The 18,847-nt window shown below is 66.3% G+C and carries 18 protein-coding genes; 5 read left to right on the plus strand and 13 right to left on the minus strand.

Features of this window, described 5'->3' with window-relative positions; genetic code table 11:
* A partial coding sequence (locus JZ791_RS27485) for an alpha,alpha-trehalose-phosphate synthase (UDP-forming) (RefSeq protein WP_216898156.1) occupies nt 1–1,310 on the plus strand: 1,310 nt, incomplete at its 5' end.
* A gap of 323 nt (nt 1,311–1,633) precedes the next feature.
* Here the strand turns inward: JZ791_RS27485 and JZ791_RS27490 are convergent.
* The 12 genes from JZ791_RS27490 to JZ791_RS27545 all read right to left on the minus strand — a co-directional run bounded on the left by JZ791_RS27490 (nt 1,634) and on the right by JZ791_RS27545 (nt 13,292).
* Nucleotides 1,634–2,122 (minus strand): Rv1363c family protein, encoded by a 489-nt coding sequence (locus tag JZ791_RS27490; protein ID WP_216898158.1) that lies wholly within the window; start codon nt 2,120–2,122, stop codon nt 1,634–1,636.
* Nucleotides 2,119–2,778, minus strand: a complete 660-nt coding sequence (locus JZ791_RS27495) for an Rv1363c family protein (protein WP_216898160.1) — start codon at nt 2,776–2,778, stop codon at nt 2,119–2,121. Before JZ791_RS27495 ends, JZ791_RS27490 begins: the two co-directional genes overlap by 4 nt.
* Before the next feature lie 245 nt (nt 2,779–3,023).
* Nucleotides 3,024–4,433 (minus strand): MCE family protein, encoded by a 1,410-nt coding sequence (locus tag JZ791_RS27500; RefSeq protein ID WP_216898162.1) that lies wholly within the window; start codon nt 4,431–4,433, stop codon nt 3,024–3,026.
* Nucleotides 4,430–5,668, minus strand: a complete 1,239-nt coding sequence (locus JZ791_RS27505; protein WP_216898163.1) for an MCE family protein — start codon at nt 5,666–5,668, stop codon at nt 4,430–4,432. Before JZ791_RS27505 ends, JZ791_RS27500 begins: the two co-directional genes overlap by 4 nt.
* Nucleotides 5,668–6,945 (minus strand): MCE family protein, encoded by a 1,278-nt coding sequence (locus JZ791_RS27510; protein ID WP_216898165.1) that lies wholly within the window; start codon nt 6,943–6,945, stop codon nt 5,668–5,670. The genes JZ791_RS27505 and JZ791_RS27510 overlap by 1 nt, the downstream gene beginning before the upstream one ends.
* Nucleotides 6,942–8,006 (minus strand): MCE family protein, encoded by a 1,065-nt coding sequence (locus JZ791_RS27515; protein WP_216898167.1) that lies wholly within the window; start codon nt 8,004–8,006, stop codon nt 6,942–6,944. Before JZ791_RS27515 ends, JZ791_RS27510 begins: the two co-directional genes overlap by 4 nt.
* Entirely contained in the window at nt 8,003–9,034 is a 1,032-nt protein-coding gene (locus tag JZ791_RS27520; RefSeq protein WP_216898169.1) for an MCE family protein, read from the minus strand. Before JZ791_RS27520 ends, JZ791_RS27515 begins: the two co-directional genes overlap by 4 nt.
* Nucleotides 9,031–10,245: an MCE family protein gene (locus tag JZ791_RS27525; RefSeq protein ID WP_254206403.1), complete on the minus strand. Its 1,215-nt coding sequence runs from the start codon at nt 10,243–10,245 to the stop codon at nt 9,031–9,033. Before JZ791_RS27525 ends, JZ791_RS27520 begins: the two co-directional genes overlap by 4 nt.
* Before the next feature lie 5 nt (nt 10,246–10,250).
* Entirely contained in the window at nt 10,251–11,102 is an 852-nt protein-coding gene (locus JZ791_RS27530; RefSeq protein ID WP_216898170.1) for an MlaE family ABC transporter permease, read from the minus strand.
* A 4-nt stretch (nt 11,103–11,106) separates the two neighbouring features.
* A complete protein-coding gene (locus tag JZ791_RS27535; protein WP_216898172.1) occupies nt 11,107–11,871 on the minus strand; it encodes an MlaE family ABC transporter permease in 765 nt (254 codons plus the stop codon).
* Nucleotides 11,872–12,154: 283 nt separating this feature from the next.
* Nucleotides 12,155–13,060 carry a 3-oxoacyl-ACP reductase gene (locus JZ791_RS27540; RefSeq protein WP_216898174.1) on the minus strand — a complete coding sequence of 302 codons (906 nt, stop codon included), beginning with the start codon at nt 13,058–13,060 and terminating at the stop codon, nt 12,155–12,157.
* A gap of 43 nt (nt 13,061–13,103) precedes the next feature.
* Nucleotides 13,104–13,292, minus strand: coding sequence for a ferredoxin (locus tag JZ791_RS27545; RefSeq protein ID WP_216898176.1), 189 nt, complete (start codon nt 13,290–13,292; stop codon nt 13,104–13,106).
* Nucleotides 13,293–13,468: 176 nt separating this feature from the next.
* Between JZ791_RS27545 and JZ791_RS27550 the strand changes: the two genes are divergently transcribed.
* On the plus strand, nt 13,469–14,662 hold the full coding sequence (locus JZ791_RS27550; RefSeq protein ID WP_216898178.1) for an acyl-CoA dehydrogenase family protein: 1,194 nt from the start codon (nt 13,469–13,471) through the stop codon (nt 14,660–14,662).
* A 16-nt stretch (nt 14,663–14,678) separates the two neighbouring features.
* Entirely contained in the window at nt 14,679–15,803 is a 1,125-nt protein-coding gene (locus tag JZ791_RS27555) for an acyl-CoA dehydrogenase family protein (RefSeq protein ID WP_216898180.1), read from the plus strand.
* A 172-nt stretch (nt 15,804–15,975) separates the two neighbouring features.
* Here the strand turns inward: JZ791_RS27555 and JZ791_RS27560 are convergent, their stop codons facing one another.
* On the minus strand, nt 15,976–16,866 hold the full coding sequence (locus JZ791_RS27560; protein WP_216898182.1) for an aldo/keto reductase: 891 nt from the start codon (nt 16,864–16,866) through the stop codon (nt 15,976–15,978).
* A 223-nt stretch (nt 16,867–17,089) separates the two neighbouring features.
* Here JZ791_RS27560 and JZ791_RS27565 point away from each other — a divergent pair, with 223 nt between their 5' ends.
* The gene (locus JZ791_RS27565) at nt 17,090–17,602 is read left to right on the plus strand and encodes a TetR/AcrR family transcriptional regulator (RefSeq protein WP_254206408.1); all 513 of its coding nucleotides are present in this window, start codon (nt 17,090–17,092) and stop codon (nt 17,600–17,602) included.
* Nucleotides 17,599–18,825, plus strand: coding sequence for an MFS transporter (locus tag JZ791_RS27570; protein ID WP_216898186.1), 1,227 nt, complete (start codon nt 17,599–17,601; stop codon nt 18,823–18,825). Before JZ791_RS27565 ends, JZ791_RS27570 begins: the two co-directional genes overlap by 4 nt.
* The last annotated feature ends 22 nt before the right edge of the window (nt 18,826–18,847 follow it).

The following is an 18,847-nucleotide window of genomic DNA, read 5'->3' on the forward strand; positions in this document are numbered from 1 at the left end:
GGGCCGGGGTACCCGATGTGGATGTCGATCCGATCGTCCAGGACGGACTCGAGCTGCATCCGGTACCGCTGACGGCCACCGAGGTCGCCGACTACTACGAGGGGTTCTCCAACGCCACCCTGTGGCCGCTGTATCACGACGTCATCGTGCGTCCGGAGTACCGGCGCCACTGGTGGGCCGCATATGTCGAGGTCAACCGCCGTTTCGCGGAGCACACCGCGAAGGTGGCCGCCGAGGGGGCGACGGTCTGGGTGCAGGACTACCAGCTGCAACTGGTGCCCAAGATGCTGCGCATGCTGCGCCCGGATCTGACCATCGGCTTCTTCCTGCACATCCCGTTCCCGCCGGTCGAGCTGTTCATGCAGATGCCCTGGCGGACCGAGATCGTGGAGGGTCTGCTCGGTGCCGACCTGATCGGCTTCCATCTGCCCGGCGGTGCGCAGAACTTCCTTTACCTGGCCAGACGCCTTGCCGGACAACCGACCTCGCGCGGCACGGTCGGCGTGCGCTCGAAACTCGGTGTGGTACAGGTGGGTTTCCGGACCGTCCGGGTGGGCGCCTTCCCGATTTCCATCGCCTCGGCCGAACTCGACGAGCAGTCCCGGCGGCGCACGGTACGCGAGCGCGCGGCACAGATCCGCGCGGAACTGGGTAATCCCAAACACATTCTGCTGGGCGTGGATCGCTTGGACTACACCAAGGGCATCGACATCCGCCTCGCCGCGCTCGAGGAGCTGCTCGCCGAGGGCCGCATCGACCCGGCCGACACCGCGATGGTGCAGTTGGCCACCCCGAGCCGCGAACGCGTGGACAGTTACATCCAGATGCGCGGCGATATCGAACGCCAGGTGGGCCGCATCAACGGCGAATACGGGCGGGTCGGATATCCGGTCGTGAACTATCTGCACCGGCCGATCCCGCGCGACGAGTTGCTGGCCTTCTTCGTCGCCGCCGACGCGATGCTGGTGACACCGCTGCGCGACGGTATGAACCTGGTCGCCAAGGAGTACGTGGCCAGCCACAGCGGCCTCAACGGAGCACTGGTGCTCAGCGAATTCACCGGCGCCGCAGCCGAATTGCGGCAAGCGTATCTGTGCAACCCGCACGACCTGGACAGCGTGAAGGACGCCATCATCGCCGCGATCACCGACGACGCCGATGTGCGCCGCCGACGCATGCGCGCGCTGCGGCGTCAGGTGCTCGCCCATGACGTGGACCGTTGGGCGAGGGCGTTTCTGGACGCGTTGGCACAGGATCGCGTCGCGGGCAGCGCGCTACTCAGTGATCTGGACGTGGATCCCTCGAGCTGAGCTCGGCATACAGTGTTCCGAGGCGGGTCCACCGCCCGGGCGCACTACCGGAACGACCCCCGGAAACGTCCGGTTGTGCCGCGCGCCCTCCGACTCCCGGTCCTGGCCTCCGCCGGGACGGCGAATCCGCTCGCCAATCCCGCCGCCACCCCGGATTCCGCCGCACCCGTTCAAAAGACGCGCACGGACGGAACGGATCCTGGAAATCCTCCCCACCCCGGAACACTTCCTCAACGGTAGGGGCGGATGCGCGAGGACGACAAGAGTATTTTTCCCTACCGCCGCGCTCGACGTCGGCGCGTCGGCCACGGGAGCTGCGGCGATCAGATCGGTGTGACCTGGGACACAAGCCAGTGGCCGCCGTCGTCGTCGAGCGCGACGCGCACGCGGCTCGGCGTCACCACGCCCTGCGGCGAATCCTTGCTGGTCGTCACCTGATTCAGGTACACCAGCACCACCGCGTGCGACCGATCGGCCGAGACCACGCCCGCCGCCGTGGTGGTGGCCTGCACGGTCAACTGCTTCTGCTTGGCGCCCGGGGCGATGGCCTGGTTGATCAGCTTCAGGTAGTCGGCCCGGAACGACGGCGTCAGATTGTCGGCGGCCTTGGGCAACGCGGTGTCGACGGTCTTGAAGTCGTAGGTGAACATGGCCGCGACCGTGTGGCGGGCGGCGTCGACCGATGCCGCGCGCGCGTTCTCGGCCTGACGATCGGACCAGTACCGATATCCGGTGAACGCCCCGAAGGCCACGGCCGCGATGAGCAGCACTCCGGCGACGGCGAACAGGATCGTAGAACGTTTGTTTCTCATGCCACGAACTCCACCTTCGACGCGGTGACGGTGCCGTCATCGGCGCGGTTCACCGTGACCCGGAAGCGGTAGTACCGATCCTGCGGCTGGGCATCACCCGCGTTGGTCAGGGTCTGTTTGGCCGCGACGAGCACCGTCGCGGCGTCGTCGCCCTGGCTCTCGATGCCCGCCTCGATCACCTGGCCGCTGGCCTTCACCTTGGCCTGCTGCACGACCTGCGCGTACGCGTCCTTCTGCTGGGAGTATTCGGCCTTTAGATCGCCCGAGGCAACCGACAGCACGCGGTCGATGTCCTGCTGGGCGGTGTCGTCCTTGATATTGGTCAGGTTCAGGATTGCCTGTTTAGCGGTCTGGACGTATTGCGTGCGCTGAGAGGACAGCGCCTCGGCGCTGTTGCTGTGGTGGATATAGAAACCGCCCGACACGATCAACGCGATCAGCGAGACCGCGACGACCGCGACGGCGGCCCATTCGAGAGGGTGGAGCGTGCGGGATGCGGCGGTTTCCGAGGATTCGGTGTCCGCGTCGACCGGCTCGGCGGCCTTCGTCTTCGGATCGGTGGACGCAGCCGCTGCACCGGTGTCGTTCTTCGCGGCGCCGATGTCTTTCTTCGCGGCCGAATCGAGCTTCGCTGTCCGCTCGGCATCGGCGGTCACGGCGGTGGACTCTTTCGTACCAGCCGGCGCGGTCGCGGACTTCGCCGTGACCACCGCTTCGGCGCCGGTCTTCGGATCAGCCTTCGCCTCGGCCGCGGTCCCGGTAGTCCCCGTATCGGCACGCTCCGGGGTGACGGCCGCCGATTCTCCGGTGGTCGCGCCGACCTGGTCGTATGCGTCGACAGGCCCGGCCCCGCGGCTCGCGCGCCGCCGTGTCCGCCCTGCTGTAGGTGGTGTCGGTTCACTCATTGTTGCTGCTCCTCGAGCATCGCCTGCCACCCGGACGCTACCGTGCCCGAACCACCCGGCTTGACATCGCCCTCTCGGTAGGTCCGGCCATCGGGTCCGGTGAAGGTTCCGGTTGCCGTGTCGTAGCTCCTGTTCTCGAACGCCGCCGGATGCATACCGCCCGGCTGCGGCGCGGCGCCGCCCGAGGCCACCGGCTGCGGGGGGCCGAAGGGCGGATTGTTGCCCTCGGGCACATAGCCGCGCGGGTCGTCACACAGCTCCGGAGTCGGCGCGCGCTTACCCGGATGATCCTGGCACGGGGTGTTGCGGATACCGCGCACCGCCTCCTTGGCGTTCTGCGGGACCTTGCAGTACAGGTTGTCCGGTGTTGGCGGGGTGTCTACGAGCGCCGGCGAGCGCCACTGCGACGGCGGCAGGAAACCGGTGATGCAGCCCGGCGGATCGTTCAGACCGAGCATGAAGTCCACCATCGCGCCGTATTCGGCCGGCCCGCGCACGACGGTGAGCAGCGCCGAGATCATCTGCGGATAGATCACCAGGATCTGTTCCAGCCCAGCGTGATACGTGACGGCGGTCTGCCCGGTGCTGACCAGGTTGGACAGCAGGATGGGCAGGGTCGGTCGCAGGTCCTGGAACGTCTGGCTCACCTGCTGTGCGGCAGCCGGTGTGCGCTGCAACAGCTGGTTCAGCGACGGATCGTGCCGGCGCAGTTGATCGGTGACGACCGACAGATCATGGGTCCAGGTCCGGATCGAATCGGCCGACTGGTTCTGCGTATCCAGCAGTGGCCCGATCTTGTTCAGCAGATCCTTGGTGGGTCCGGTGTTCTTCTGCGCCTCCTGCACCAGCAGCGAGGCCGAGTCGATGAACTTCTGCAGGTCCGGGCCCGCACCGTTGAACGCGGTGAACGCGTCATCGATCAGCTCGCGCAGCTTGGTGTCCTGGATGGTGGACAGCAGCCGGTCGGCCTGATCGAGCATCGCGCCGACATCCTGCGGCAGTTGGGTGCGCTCGACCGAAATCACCGAGCCGTTGTACAGGTTGCCGCCCTGCGGATTCTGGACCGGAACCAGGTCGACGTACTGTTCGCCGATCGCCGAGACGCTCTTGACATACGCCTCGACGTCGCTGGGCACCTTGTAGTCGCTGTTGATCGACAGATGCGCGTCCACGCCCTGCGGGGTCAACTGGACACTGCTGACCTTGCCGATATTGGTGCCGCGATACGCCACGTTGGCCGTCGGGTACAGACCGCCGGTCGCCGCGAGTTTCACGGTGACGTTGTACCGGCCGATGCCGAACATCGCGGGCAGGTGTACGTAGCTGCCGGCCATCACGACCAGGCCGATCACGGTCAGGATCGAGAAGACGACCAGCTGGGTCCGGACGAATCGGGTGAGTTTCACCGGGCGCCTCCCTGTGACGCGCCGGGCACGGTGAGTCCCGGAATGGCGGGCAGGCCCGGAATCGGCGGCAGCCCGGGAATACTCGGCTTCGGCGCCGGGGTGGCGGGCGCGGGCGGCTGGATGTTCAGCGGTCCGGTGACCGGATCCCCCTTGCCCAGCGCGGTATTCGGGGCGATAGAGCCCAGTGCGCCCTCCACGCCGCCGAACCGGCCGCCGAGCGGGGTCCCGGTCAGGAAGTTGGAATCCAGACGCGCACCGGTCATGTCGACCGTCATCAGCAGATTCAGATAGTCGCCCCGCAGCGCGTTGTTCAGATTCTTCAACGGGAACGGGAAGGTCAGCAGGATCTGCAGCGAATCCGCGAGTTTGCCACCGGTGTCGGCCAAAGACTTCAGTGTCGGACCGAGATTCGCCAGATCCGCCTTCAGGTTGTCACCGCCCTGCTGGATGATCTGCTGCACCACATCGCTCAGACTGCCCAGCGCGGTAATGGTTTTGGTGATGTTCGCGCGGCGATCGGCCAGCACCGTCAGCGCGGGATGGATCTGGGTGATCGCGGTGGTCACCGCGTCCTTCTGCTGCGCGAGCACGCCCGCGAGACGGTCCAGACCACTCATCGCGTTGATGATGTCCGAGGTCTGGCCGTTGAGAGTGCTTGTCAGCTGGGCCAATTGCGGCAGCAGGTCGCGGATCGCGTCGGTCCGGCCGTGGAAGGCGGTGTCCAGTTCGTGCGTGATGGTCTCGAGCTGGGAGATGCCGCCGCCGTTGAGCACCACCGACAGCGAGGACAGTGTCTGCTCGGTGGTCGGGTAGTCACCGGCCCGATCCAGCGGGATCTCGTCGCCGTTGCGCAACTCGCCCTCGGGGGTCGTGGGCGGCTGCGGCGCGGCCAGTTCGACGTGGTTGCTGCCCAGCAGGCTGGTCTGCCCGATGCGCGCGATCGCGTTGGCGGGCAGCTTCACCCCCTTGTTCAGGCCGATGGTGACCAGTGCGTGCCAGCCCTCGACCTGAATGTCGGTGACCGTGCCGACCGTGACGTCATCCACCATGACCGGTGAATTGCGGGTCAGGGTGGTCACATTCGGCATCTGGATGCGCACCTGCCAGGAACCCTGCCCCGTCCCGGCCGTACCCGGCATCGGCAACGAGTTCAGCCCGTCCCACTGACAGCCTGTCACGCCCAGCGCCAGCACCAGGCCGATCGCCGCCCCGGCGATCTTCCGACGAACGCGCATCAGTGCCCACCTCCCGGAAGGGCCAGGCCCGCAATGCCGTTGGGCACGGTCACCGCGTTGCTGGAGACGTTACCCGCGAGCGGCTGCGCGGCCAGGCGGCCCGCCAGAGACGGCGTGCTGTAGGTCAGCTGGCTGGGGAACGCACCCTGCCCGGACGCCGGATTCAACAGCAGCGGTGGGTAATTCATCATCAGCTTCTGTATCACCGGCGCGACGTACTGCTTGCAGAGGTCCGCGGACCTCTGCGAATCGTTGTCCTCGAGCGCCTCGACCGAGCCGCACAGGAACGCGAACGGGTTGGCGAAGTTGTCCAGGACGACCGCACCGGTCAGCGAGCCCTGGGCGGGCTTGTAGATCTGATAGAAGTTGTTCAGTGCCACCGGGCCCGAATGCAGGACGCGCTCGACGTCGGACTTCTTGTCCACGAGTAGCTGTGTGACGTCGGCCAGCCGCTGCACGCTCTCGGTGAGCCCCGGACCGCGCTCCTGCAGGAATCGCTGCACATCGGCCACCGCGGTGTCCAGATTGTCCAGCCCCTGCCCCAGATCGCCCGAGACCCCGTCCAGCACCTGCGATACCGAGGCCAAACGCCCGCCGAACTGCACGATCTGATCGTTGCTCTTGGACAGCACGTCCACGAACTGCTGCAGATTGCGAATCGTGCCGAACAGGTCGGTTCGCCCGTCGGACAACGTGCCGAGCGTGTGGGACAACTCGGTGAGCGTATCCCGGAACGCCTGCGCGTTACCGTCCGCGAGATTGCTCTGCGCGGTGTTCACGAAACGCCCGAACGAACCCTGCGGATCCTGCACCGTCGGGCCGAGAGCCTTCGACAACTTGGACAGTTCGGCCTTGATGTCGTCCCATTCGACCGGCACCGCGGTGTGCTCGATCGGAATCACCGCGCCGTCGTGCATCTTCGGCCCGCCGGTGTAGGCGGGGGCGAGCTGGACGAATCGCGCCGACACCAGCGAGGGCGCGATGATCACGGCCTTGGCGTCACCCGGGATGGTGATGCCGCGATCCACGGTCATCGTCACCTTGACGTCGTCCTTGCCCGGATCGATCGAGTCGATCACGCCGACCTTCACGCCCAGCACCCGCACGTCGTCGCCGTTGTAGATGCCCGTGGTAGACGGAAAGTACGCCGTGATGTGGGTTTTCCCGATGTTCTCCACCGCGCTGTACGCGACCCAGCCGGCCAGCGCGACGACCAGCGCCACGGCGATATAGCGCGCCCAGCGCGGGACCTTGCGCACGGTACTCAATGCGTTCATCGCGGAGGCTCCTGGATGGAGGGACCGACGCTCAGCGGCGGGGTGTTCAGATACTTCAGGAACGACTGCGGCACATGCTGCGGCCACACCAGCGCGTCCACCAGCGGATGCAGCGTCATACTCGTCGCGTTCGACACGTAGGCCTGGAAGTACGGGCCGCTGCCGACCTGTTCGCCCAGGGCGCCGGTGAAGGGGCCGAGGGCGTCCAGGGCCTTGCCGAGCTGGTCCTTGTTCTTCTGCAGCAGGGCCAGCAGCTGATTGATCTTGTCCAGATCGGGTTTCAGCGAGGCCTCGTTGTCCTGGACGAATCCGGTGAGCTGCTGGGCCAATCCGTTGACGTACACGATCAGCTGGCTCAACGCGGTGCGGCGGGCGTCGAGTTCGCCGAGCAGGTTGTTGCCGTCCAGCAGCAGCGCGTTGATCTGGTCCGCGCGATCGGCCAGCACCTTGGTCACGTCCTGTGCGTGTCCGAGCAGATCGATCAGGGCCTTGTCACGGGCGTTGAGGCTGCGGGACAGGGCCGTGACGCCGTCCAGGGCCGATCGCAGCGGCGCGGGCGTCTGTGAGAAGGCCTGCGAGAGCGTGTCCAGGGTCTTGTTGACCTGATCGGTGTCCAGTCCCTGCACCGTCGTGGCCAGGCCGCCGAGCGCGTCCTGCAGCGAGTACGGGGAGGTGGTGCGCTCCAACGGGATCGTGTCGTCGCGCCGCAGCGCGCCCTCCCCGGACGGGATCACCTCGAGCGACCGGCGGCCGAGCACGGTGTTGGTCTTGATCTGCGCGGAGGTGCTGTCGCCCAGCACGATCGACTCGTCCAGGGAGAACTTCACCTTCACCTTGGCGCCGTCCAGTTTGACGGTTTCCACCTCACCCGAGCGCACCCCGGCGACCTGGACCTGGTCACCAGGTAACAGCCCACCGGCGTCGGCGAAAAAGGCGCTGAACTCCGCGCCGCTGCGGATGAACGGCAGTTTCTGGAATTGCAAGGCGGACAGCGCGATCGCGACCGCCAGGACGATACCGACGATGCCGACGTCGATCAGTGGGTTGCGTCGTTCGTTCACTTCGGGGCGCACCTTCCGGTCGTCTGCAAACCGGGCAGGTTGACATGCATCGGCTTACCGTTCGGACCGTCGATCAGGAAGTTCGTCCCGCACACGTACATGTTCAGGAACGAGCCGTAGGAGCCGAGCCGGACCAGCTGCTTGTAGGTGTCGGGCAACCGGTCCAGCACCCACTGCACATCGTCGGTGCGGTCGTCCAGGTTGCCCGACAGGCGACCGAGCTGGTCGAAATCGTTCTTCAGGTCCGGGCGGGCCTCGCTCAGCAGGCTGTCGAGGTCACCGGTCGCACCGGCCAGGCGCGGCAGCGCGTCGCCGATCGGATCCCGGTCCGCGGCCAGGCCGCTGATCAACCGCTGCAATTCGGTCAGCGTGGTGTCGAAATCCTTGTTCCGGCTGTCGATCGTGGCCAGCGCGGTGTTCAGGTTGTTGATCACGCTGCCGATCAGGGCGTCCCGGTCGGCGAGGGTCTTGGTGAACGAGCCCGAGCTGTTCAACAGCGCGACCAGCGTGCCGCCCTGCCCCTGGAACACCTGCAGCAGCGCATTGGTCAGGTCGTTGACCTGCTTGGGGTCCAGGCCGCGCAGCAGTGGTTTGAAGCCGCCGAGCAGCAGGTCCAGGTCCAGTGCCGGCGTGGTGTGATCGACGCCGATGGTGGCGTTGTCCGACAGCCGCTTCGCGTCGCCCGGACCGTCCATCAGCTCCATGTACCGGTCGCCGACGAGGTTTTCGTAGCGGATCGTCGCGCGGGTGCTGTCGTAGAGCGGGTACTGGTTGTCCACCGAGAAGTCGACGTGGGCCAGATGATCCTTGCCCACCGAGACCCGCTTCACCGATCCCACCGGCACTCCGGCGATGCGCACCTTCGAACCCGGCAGCATGCCCGAGGAGTTGGTGAAGATCGCGTGATACGTTGTCGCGCTGGCGAAACGCATCTGGCTGAAGACGACCGCGAGGAATCCCAGGACCACGATCATGACCACGGCGAACAGCGTCAGCTTGACCGTGACGGCGCGGGGTTTGAACCTCACTTGCCCACCCCCGGCAGTCCGGCGAACAATATCTGGAACACCCTGTCTCCGTTGAAGTGTGAGTTCAGCGACGGGGTCCACACCTCACCCTGCGAGGTGTCGGTGACCAGGTAGTTGGAGTGGCTGCCGGGCGTGCGGTTCTGGATGTTGTCGCAGCGCGGGCCGCCGGTGGCGTTCACCTTCGGCAGGTCCTTCGGGTACTGGTACGGCGTGCCGCCGGGCATGAAACTGGCGTTCAGGTTCACCCAGGGGCCCTGGCCGCCGAAGACCTTGTTCGCCACCGGCAGCGCGTTGGCCACGCCGACGACCAGGCAGCTCAACGCCGGGTTGTATTCGTTGAGCAGAGACAGGGTGGGCCGCAGCAGATCCAGCGCGGTCACCAGCGGCTGCTGGTTCTGTCGCAGGATCGGCTCGGTGGTGTTCACCAGCCCGGTCAGGTTGAGCAGCACCGCGTCCAGATCGTCCTTCCGGTTCACGATCGTCTTGCTCGTGACCGCGGCGTTGTCGGTGGTGCGCAACAGATCCGGCACGGTGTCGGCGTACAGGTTCGTCACCCCGACGCTGGTCCGCAGGTCGTTCTGCAAGTCGGTCAGGCTCGGGTTGATGTCCTTCAGGTACTGATCGCCAGTGGACATCAGCTGGCCCAGCTCGTCGCCGCGGCCCTGCAGTCCGGTGCCCAGCGCGGTGAGCGTCGCGTTCAGCTTCGACGGCTCGATCTTGCCCAGCACGTCGGTCAAATGCTGGAACAGCGTGTTGAATTCGACGGTCACATGGTTCGCGCTCAGCGTCGCGCCCGGTTGCAGGTGGTCCGCCGAGGGATCTTGTGGCACCGTGAAATTCACGTACTTCGCGCCGAATACAGTGGTGGAGCGGATATCCACACCGGCGTTGGCGGGCACCAGCTTCAGCTGATCCGGATTGATCGCCAGCGCCAGGCGCGCGCTGTCGCCGGTGAACGAGATCGAGGAGACCGTGCCGATCTGCACGCCGCGCATCTCGACCTTGGCGTCGCGGTCCATCACCAAACCCGCACGCGGCGAGTCGATGTACACGGCCCGGGTGCTGGTGAACCCGCCCGCGAACATGGTCAGCGCGACCGCGACCACAGCGGCCAGACTCAGCACGAAGCCCAGCCCGGCGAGCTTCACGCCCCACCCGGCGCCGAACATCTTTCCGGCGCCGCCTGTTTCGACGAGTTTATTGCGAGCCATACCGCCTACCCGGAGAGATGGAAATTGCCGGAGGTGCCGTAGATGGCCAGCGAGACCAGCAGGGTCACCGTCACCACCGCGACCAGGGAGGTGCGCACCGCGTTACCCACCGCGACACCGACACCGACCGGACCGCCCGATGCGTGATAGCCGTAGTAGGTGTGGATCATCATGACCGCCAGGGCCATGAAGATCGCCTGTACGAACGACCAGAGAATGTCGCTGGGAATCAGGAACGTCGAGAAGTAGTGGTCGTACACACCGGCCGACTGCCCGTAGATCACCACAGTCGCGAAGCGGCTGGCGACGAACGAGGCGATCACAGCGAGCGAGTACAGCGGGATGATCGCGATCATGCCCGCCAGCACCCGGGTGCCGACCAGGAACGGCACCGGCCGGATCGCCATGACCTCCAGGGCGTCGATTTCCTCGGCCACCCGCATCGCGCCCAGCTGTGCCGTCGCACCGGCGCCGATGGTGGCCGCCAGGCCGATGCCCGAGATCACCGGCGCGGCGATGCGCACGTTGATGAAGGCGGCGAAGAAGCCGGTCAGCGCCTCGACGCCGATATTGCCCAGGGAGCTGTAGCCCTGCACCGCGATGGTGCCGCCGGTGAACAGGGTGAGGAATCCGACGATCACCACGGTGCCGCCGATCACGGCCAATGCGCCGGTGCCCATGCTGATCTCGGCGACCAGCCGGATGGTCTCGAGCCGATAGTGGATGAGCGCCTTGGGCACCGCGCCCAGCGATTCGGCGTAGAACAGCGCCTGCCGTCCGATGCTGTCGAGCGACTCGGACATGCGGCGCACTCGTCGAACAGTACGCGGGAAGCGGGCGTGGATCACGAAGGACATGGGTTCACCGCACCGAGAACTTGATGCCGACCGCCGTGACCACGACGTTCAGTACGAACAGGACCATGAAGGAGAACACAACCGTCTGGTTGACCGCGTCGCCGACGCTCTTGGGACCACCCCGGACGTTCAACCCCAGATAGCAGGCCATCAGCCCGGCCGACAGGCCGAACAGGGTGGCCTTGACCTCGGCGATGATCAGCTCCGGCAGATGCGTCAGCAGCGTGATGCCATTGACGAACGCGCCGGGATTCACTCCTTGCAGGAAGACCGAGAACAGGAAGCCGCCGCCGATGCCGATCAGGCAGACCAGGCTGTTGAGCAGTGCCGCGACGAACATCGATGCCAGCACCCGCGGCACGACGAGCCGGTGGATGGGGTCGATGCCCAGCACCTTCATCGCGTCGATCTCCTCGCGGATGGTGCGGGCGCCGAGGTCCGCGCAGATCGCGGTGGCGCCGGCCCCGGCGACGATCAGCACCGTCACGATCGGGCCCACCTGGGTCACCGTGCCGAATGCCGCACCCGCGCCGGACAGGTCGGCGGCGCCGATCTCGCGCAGCAGGATGTTGAGGGTGAAGCTCACCAACACGGTGAACGGTATCGCGACCAACAGGGTCGGAACGATGGAAACTCGGGCGATGAACCATGACTGGTCGACGAATTCACGATGCTGAAATGGTGGCCGAAAGATGGCTTTGGCCACCGAGGCGGTGAGTTCGAAGAACCCGCCGACCGCTCGCAACGGCACGGCAAGAACCTCGTTCATTCCCGATTCCCTCCTCGCCCTGCCGAGCATGTGTAGCTTGTGACGGCGGTCTCACCCGCCGGTCCAGTGGAAGACTAGAACACGTTCACTGCATTGTCGAGCACCCATTCGGCAATTTCGAACTGCTCTTTCTCGCAAAACAGTGAACGCAAGTTGGAACGTGTTCATACGGCGTATGGAGTTCTGCCCGTTTAAGACAAATGTGACCGGACACCGTCGATCACCATGTCTACCAACTGGGAGACTGCCGATCAACCAACTCGAGCAACAGCTTGTGACTTACTTACCCGAGTTCGTTGAGTGAGGACGCGGAAAAGGTACGCCCCACAGGCGCTTCGGCGAAATAGCCGCCGAGCGTGTCGGCCAGGTCCGCGGGCGCCCATTCCGCGCCCGCGGCGTCGAACCGCCGCTCCACCACGGGAGCCGCCATCAGCGCGACCATCGGCCCGTAGACCACGAATACCTGCCCGTTGATCGCCTCGGAGGCCGGGGAGGCCAGGTAGGCGACCAAACGTGCCACATGATCCGGAGACAGCGGGTCCACGCCGCCTTCCGGTGCGTCGGAGAAGACCTTCTCGGTCATCGCGGTGCGCGCACGCGGGCAGATGACGTTGGCGCGCACGCCATATTGCGACAAAGCGCGCGATGCCGACAGCGTCAGCGCGGTGATACCCGCCTTGGCCGCACCGTAGTTGGCCTGCCCGACAGGTCCGAGCAGGCCCGCCTCGGACGAGGTGTTGATCAATCGACCATAGATCGGCGCACCGGATTCCTTGGATTTGCCGCGCCAGTAGGCGGCGGCGTTGCGCGACAACAGAAAATGTCCGCGCAGGTGAACGGCGATAACCGCGTCCCAATCCTCATCGGACAGATTAAAAAGGATTCTATCGCGAACAATTCCAGCATTGTTCACAACGATGTCCACGGCACCGAACGTCTCATCCGCGGTGCGAATCAAGGCGTCGGCGGTGGCTCGTTCCGCAATACTCCCTGCGACGAATTCGGCCTTGGCGCCCAAGGCCCGAATTTCGGCGAGAGTAGCTGCGACGGCATCATTTTCGGCCAGGTCGTTGATGACGACCGAGGCCCCGGCGGCAGCCAGGGCGAGCGCCTCCGCCCGCCCCAGCCCGGCGCCAGCGCCCGTCACGATCGCCGCTTTGCCAGCCAGGGTCAGATCCGTTTCACTCACACGGCGACTCTAGAACGTGTTCCAGTTATCGGCAAGCATCTGTTCACTGAAGCTTCAGTGCGGCCTTCGGACACTGGGCCACGGCGGTCCGCACATCGTCCAGCCGGTCGGCGGGTACGTCGTCGGCCGAGACGTGCAGGTTGTCCTCGTCATCGAGTTCGAACACGTCGGGGGCGTATCCGACACAGATTCCGTTGGCCTCGCACTGATCGAAATCAACCACGATCTTCATCAGAGAAACTCCTTAACGACGGCTACCGCCGAGCCTACAAGCCGGTCCCGGCACTCAGGGCTGTGATGGCCGGGTTCGACGTCCATACTGGAACATGTTTCAGTATTTATGCAATGATCAGGACAACTGCCTAGCCCATACCGGCTGGCTATCGAGGGAACGACGAGGTTACGGCGATGCGTATTGCGTATACCCCGCAACAGGAACAGTTGCGTGCCGAGCTGCGCGAATATTTCGCGAAGCTGATCACTCCGGAGCGACGCGCGGCGCTGTCTTCGCAGACCGGCGAGTACGGCGAGGGCAACGTCTACCGCGAGGTCGTCGCCCAGATGGGCCAGGACGGCTGGCTCGCGCTCGGCTGGCCCAAGCAGTACGGCGGGCAGGATCGCTCGACGATGGATCAGCTGATCTTCACCGACGAGGCCGCCATCGCCGGGGCCCCGGTGCCGTTCCTGACCATCAACTCCGTCGCGCCGACGATCATGCACTACGGCACCGAGGAGCAGAAGAGCTTCTTCCTGCCCAAGATCGCCGCGGGTGAGCTGCACTTCTCCATCGGCTACTCCGAGCCCGGCGCGGGCACCGACCTGGCCTCGCTGCGCACCTCGGCCGTGCGCGACGGCGACGACTGGGTCGTCAACGGCCAGAAGATGTGGACCAGCCTCATCCAGTACGCCGACTACGTCTGGCTGGCCGCGCGGACGGATCCGACCGCCAAGAAGCACAAGGGCATCAGCATGTTCATCATGCCGACCACGGCCGAGGGCTTCTCCTGGACTCCGGTGCACACCATGGCCGGTCCGGACACCAGCGCCACCTACTACCAGGACGTCCGCATCCCGCACAAGGATATGGTCGGCCCGGAGAACGGCGGCTGGCCCCTGGTCACCAACCAGCTCAACCACGAGCGGGTCGCGCTGACCTCGGCCGCGCCGCTGCAGATGGCGGTGGCACAGACCCTGGACTGGGCCAAGAACAACAAGGACGCCGGCGGCGGGCGCATCATCGATAACGAGTGGGTGCGCCTGAATCTGGCCCGGGTGCACGCCAAGGTCGAATACCTCAAGCTGCTGAACTGGGAGATCGCGTCCGGTGCGGACGCGGGCGGCGATTCGGCGCCCAAGCCGTGGAATGCCTCCACCTGCAAGGTGCTGGGCACCGAACTGGCCACCGAGGCGTACCGGACCTTGATGGAAATCCTCGGCCCGCAGGCATATCTGCGCCAGGACTCGGCCGGCGCGCAGTTGCGCGGACGGCTCGAGCGCATGCACCGCGCCTGCCTGATCCTCACCTTCGGCGGCGGCACCAACGAGGTGCAGCGCGACATCATCGCGATGACCGCCCTGAAGCAGCCGGCCGCCGCGCGTTGAAAGATAGGTAGCGACAATGGATTTCACTCACACCGAAGCGCAGCAGGATCTGGCAAGGCTCACCGCCGAGGTGACCGGCAAGCTGGTCACCGCCGACCGGCTGCGCGAACTGGACAAGAACACCGATTCCTCCGGCAACCCGACCGTGCGCTTCGACGAGACGCTGTGGAGCTCCCTGGCCGAGACCGGCGTGCTGGCCGCGACGCTGCCGGAGTCGGTGGGCGGCAGCGACCTCGGCGTGCTCGAGCAGACCGCGATCCTGCGTGAGCTCGGCAAGGCGGCCGTGCCGGTGCCCTACCTGTGGTCGATCGTGCTGGGCGCGGATGCGCTGGCGCGGTTCGGATCCGACGCTCAGCGCGCCGTGGCCGCCGAGGCCGCCTCGGGCGCGAAGGTTCTCACCGTCGCGCTGACCGAGGAGCGCAACTGGGAGCCGGACAAGCCGGTCACCACGGCCGCGCAGGACGGCGGCTGGCGGATCACCGGGCTCAAGATCACCGTGCCGTTCGCCCGCCAAGCCTCGCGAATCCTGGTGCCCGCCACGGTATCCGGCCAGGCCGCGGTATTCCTGGTCGATCCGTCCGACGCCTCGGCGCGCATCACCGATCAGGTCGTCACCGACCGCTCCCCCGAGGCCGAGGTCGAATTCTCCGGTACCCCGGCGGAATTGGTCGGCACCCTGGAACAGGGCCCGGAGATCCTGAATTGGCTGCTCGAGCGCGCCTGGCTGGGCCTGGCCGCCCATCAGCTCGGTGTCCTGGAGAAGGGCCTGGAACTGGTCGCCGAATACGCCCGCGAGCGCGAGCAGTTCAACAAGAAGATCGGCAGCTTCCAGGCCGTGGCCCAGCGCCTGGCCGACGGCTACATCGACGTCCAGGGCGTACGCCTTGCCGTCCAGCAGGCCGCCTGGCTGCTGTCCGAGGGCCTGCCCGCCACCTCCGAGATCCACACCGCCAAGTTCTGGGCCGCCGAGGCGGGCCACCGCGTGGCCCACACCGTCGTGCACATCCATGGCGGTGTGGGCATCGACCGCGACAACATCGTCAATCAGTTCTTCACCGCCGCCAAACACAACGAGTTCGCCCTCGGCGGCGCCACCGACCACCTGCGCGCCCTCGGCGCGCAGCTGGCGGAAAGCCACTGACACAGACGATTTCACAGTGACTGCGAACTGCCGTACCGACCGGCTCGGCCCGGATTCGGTGCGGCCGTTCGCTATCGAGCCAGTCTCCGGCTCGGGCCCTCGCCGATACGTCCTCGCCCCGTGTGTTCGCCCCTGGCTCGTGCTCGGTGAATCCGGCCGAATGATGCTCGCTCTACAAGTTTTCGAGTGTCTCCAGTAGTTCCGGTGGGAGGACGACGTTTCCGGCGGCGAGGTTTTCGTCGAGGTGGTCGGGGTTGGAGGTGCCGGGGATCAGGAGGGTGCCCGGGTAGTGGGCCAACTCCCAGGCCAGGCCTATCTGGGCGGGGGTCGCACCGAGGGCGATGGCGGCCTCGCGGACGGCCGGGTGGTCGGTGACCTTGGGAATGCCCTCGAAGGCCGAGCCGAGGGGGAAGTACGGGACCCAGGCGATGGCCTGGGTGCGGCACAGGTCCAGAACGGGCTCGGACGTGCGATCGAGCATGTTGTGCATATTCTGGACGCAGACGATTCCGGCGGGCAGGGCGCGGCGCAGCTGATCGACGGAGACGTGGCTCAGGCCGATTCCCGCGATCTTGCCCTCGTCACGCAGCGAGATCAGCTCGGCCAGCTGATCGTCCAGGTCGACGATCTGGTCACCCTCGGCGGTGATGCCCGGCGGCATGTCCGCACGGCGCAGGTTGACCACGCCCAGGGTGCTGGTATTCAGCGCCGCCAGGTTGTCCTCCACCTGTTCACGCAGCTGACGGGGCTGCTGAGCGGCCAGCAGGCGTGCGGCCTCGTCGTAGACCGCGCCGACCTTGGTAGCCAGCACCAAGTCCTCGCGATACGGCGAGAGCGCCGAGCGAATCAGGTCGTTGACCACCCCCGCTCCGTAGAACTGGGCGGTGTCGATATTGGTCACGCCTCGCTCGACAGCGCGGCGAAGGATGGCGGTGGCCACCTGCTTGTCGTAGGTGCGGCCGTGATGGTCGGCGAGCTGCATCGCGCCGAATCCGATGCGCGCGACGCGACGATCGCCGAGCAGCGCGGTGCCACCGGGTGCGACTGATTCCTGACGTGCCATCTGCTTGGTCCCGTTCTGGATGAGATAGTGGAATCGAGAGTTATTCGGAGGAGCCTCCGTATAACGACCACCCTAGCAGAAACGGAGGAGCCTCCGCTTGTCTACCGGAAAACGCGGCAGCAGAGCGAGCCACGAACCCGCCGAACCTGCGGTAGCCGCCACCTCGACCGGGAACGGCGGCGCGAAACCCGCGCGGGCGGACGCCGAACGCAATCGGCAACGCCTGCTCGAAGTCGCACACGACGCTTTCGCACTGGGCGGCAAGGTGACGCTCGAAGGCATCGCCCGAGACGCCGGAGTCGGCATCGGCACCCTCTATCGGCACTTCCCCACCCGCGAGGCATTGATCGAGGCGGTCTACCGCACCGAACGCCGCCGCCTCTGCGACGAGGCGGCCGACCTCGCGGCCACCGGCGACGCGGCGGTGGCCCTGCGCACGTGGATGGACCGCTTTTCCGACTACATGGCGACCAAACGCGAGATGGCCGACGCTCTGCGCGCGGTCATCGCCTCGGGCGCGGTCACCGCCGCGGAGGCCCGCTCCGAAATGTCCACCGCGATACAACCCATCCTCGACGCCGGAATCGCCTCCGGCACACTGCGGGACGACGTCCTCGCGCAGGACGTGATCGTCAGTCTGCTCGGCATCGCGCTCGCCAGCGGCCGCCCCGAGGAGCGCGAACAGGCCGGGAGGATGATGGATCTGCTCTTGGCCGGCGTGCGGAGATGCCCATGATCCAGCGCGCGACCGCGATCCCGATCCTGGCCGCCTGCTGCGGCATCACCTCGGCCAACATCTACCTGCTGCAACCCATCGCGGTGCTGGCCGCACACCACTTTCACGTGGCCGGCAGCTCGGCGGGATTCCTCGCATCCGCCATGCAGATCACCTACGCGATCGGGATCGCGGTCTTCGTGCCGCTCGTCGACCTCGTCCGGGCCCGCTCGCTGCTGCTTCCCTTGATCGGGGTCAGCACAGCGTGCCTGGCGGCCATGGCTATCGCGGCGGCGACGGGATCGTGGCCCGTATTCGTGGTCGGCGGGTGCGTACTCGGGCTGTTCTGCCCGATACCGCAGATCATCATCCCGGCCGCGGTGGGCATCTTCGACGACGCCGGCTCCAAGCTGATCGGACTGCTGCAGTCCGGCCTGCTCGCGGGAATCCTGTTCTCGCGCTTCTATTCCGGGCTCGTCGCCTCCGCACTGTCGGTGGCGGCCGTATTCGCGATCTCCTGCGTGCTGACGGCGATATCCGGCGCGCTGGCGATGGTTGCCCTGCCGAGTAAGCGAATCCCCGGTGGCTCCCGTGCGGCGTTGATCCCCGGTGTCGCGTTACTGGCCGGACTTCCCCGCTTCCTTCAACGTCCCGCGACACTGTTCACCTGCCTGTCGGGCCTGCTGGTCGGCGTCTCGTTCGGCATGTTCTGGAACAGCCTCACCTTCTTCTCCACCAGCTGGTACGGCCTCACGTCCTCGCAGATCGGCCTGTTCGGGATCGTCGCCGGAGCCTCCGGCGCGATGTCGCCGATCGCGGGCCATCTGGCCGACCGTTTCGGGCTCGGCCGGGTGCAGATCGTGGTGTGCTGCCTCATCGTCGTCGGCTGGATCCCCCTGCTGTGGGGCGAGCGATCCCTCGTGATCGCCGTGCTCGCGACGATATTCATCGACGTCGGCGTGTGGTCGAATCAGGTGCTCAACCAATCCGCGATCTTCGCCGACACCGCGATACCGCGAGGGCTGTCGAACACCCTCTACTTCACGCTGCGCTTCCTGGGCATCTCCGCCGGCTCGGCGATCGGCTCGACGCTGTTCATCGACCATCACTGGCCGGTGGTCGTGGTCGGCGCGGTGATACTGACACTGCTCGGACTCGTGATCTTCCTCTGGGCGGCGCGGCGCGGCGCTGCCGAGAATGACGACTCTCCGCGCACCGAGGCGGTACAAACGTCCGGCGGCTAGTCCGCACACTCTCGTACCATGG

This window comes from Nocardia alni (assembly GCF_019038435.1).
Taxonomy (GTDB): Bacteria; Actinomycetota; Actinomycetes; order Mycobacteriales; family Mycobacteriaceae; genus Nocardia; species Nocardia alni.

Excerpts from the sequence above, each read along its gene's own strand:
- JZ791_RS27490 (WP_216898158.1), bottom strand. The coding sequence starts at position 2,122 with ATGAGAAACAAACGTTCTACGATCCTGTTCGCCGTCGCCGGAGTGCTG.
- JZ791_RS27505 (WP_216898163.1), bottom strand. The coding sequence starts at position 5,668 with ATGCGCGTTCGTCGGAAGATCGCCGGGGCGGCGATCGGCCTGGTGCTG.
- JZ791_RS27510 (WP_216898165.1), bottom strand. The coding sequence starts at position 6,945 with ATGAACGCATTGAGTACCGTGCGCAAGGTCCCGCGCTGGGCGCGCTAT.
- JZ791_RS27525 (WP_254206403.1), bottom strand. The coding sequence starts at position 10,245 with ATGGCTCGCAATAAACTCGTCGAAACAGGCGGCGCCGGAAAGATGTTC.
- JZ791_RS27530 (WP_216898170.1), bottom strand. The coding sequence starts at position 11,102 with ATGTCCTTCGTGATCCACGCCCGCTTCCCGCGTACTGTTCGACGAGTG.
- JZ791_RS27535 (WP_216898172.1), bottom strand. The coding sequence starts at position 11,871 with ATGAACGAGGTTCTTGCCGTGCCGTTGCGAGCGGTCGGCGGGTTCTTC.
- JZ791_RS27545 (WP_216898176.1), bottom strand. The coding sequence starts at position 13,292 with ATGAAGATCGTGGTTGATTTCGATCAGTGCGAGGCCAACGGAATCTGT.
- JZ791_RS27550 (WP_216898178.1), top strand. The coding sequence starts at position 13,469 with ATGCGTATTGCGTATACCCCGCAACAGGAACAGTTGCGTGCCGAGCTG.
- JZ791_RS27555 (WP_216898180.1), top strand. The coding sequence starts at position 14,679 with ATGGATTTCACTCACACCGAAGCGCAGCAGGATCTGGCAAGGCTCACC.
- JZ791_RS27560 (WP_216898182.1), bottom strand. The coding sequence starts at position 16,866 with ATGGCACGTCAGGAATCAGTCGCACCCGGTGGCACCGCGCTGCTCGGC.
- JZ791_RS27570 (WP_216898186.1), top strand. The coding sequence starts at position 17,599 with ATGATCCAGCGCGCGACCGCGATCCCGATCCTGGCCGCCTGCTGCGGC.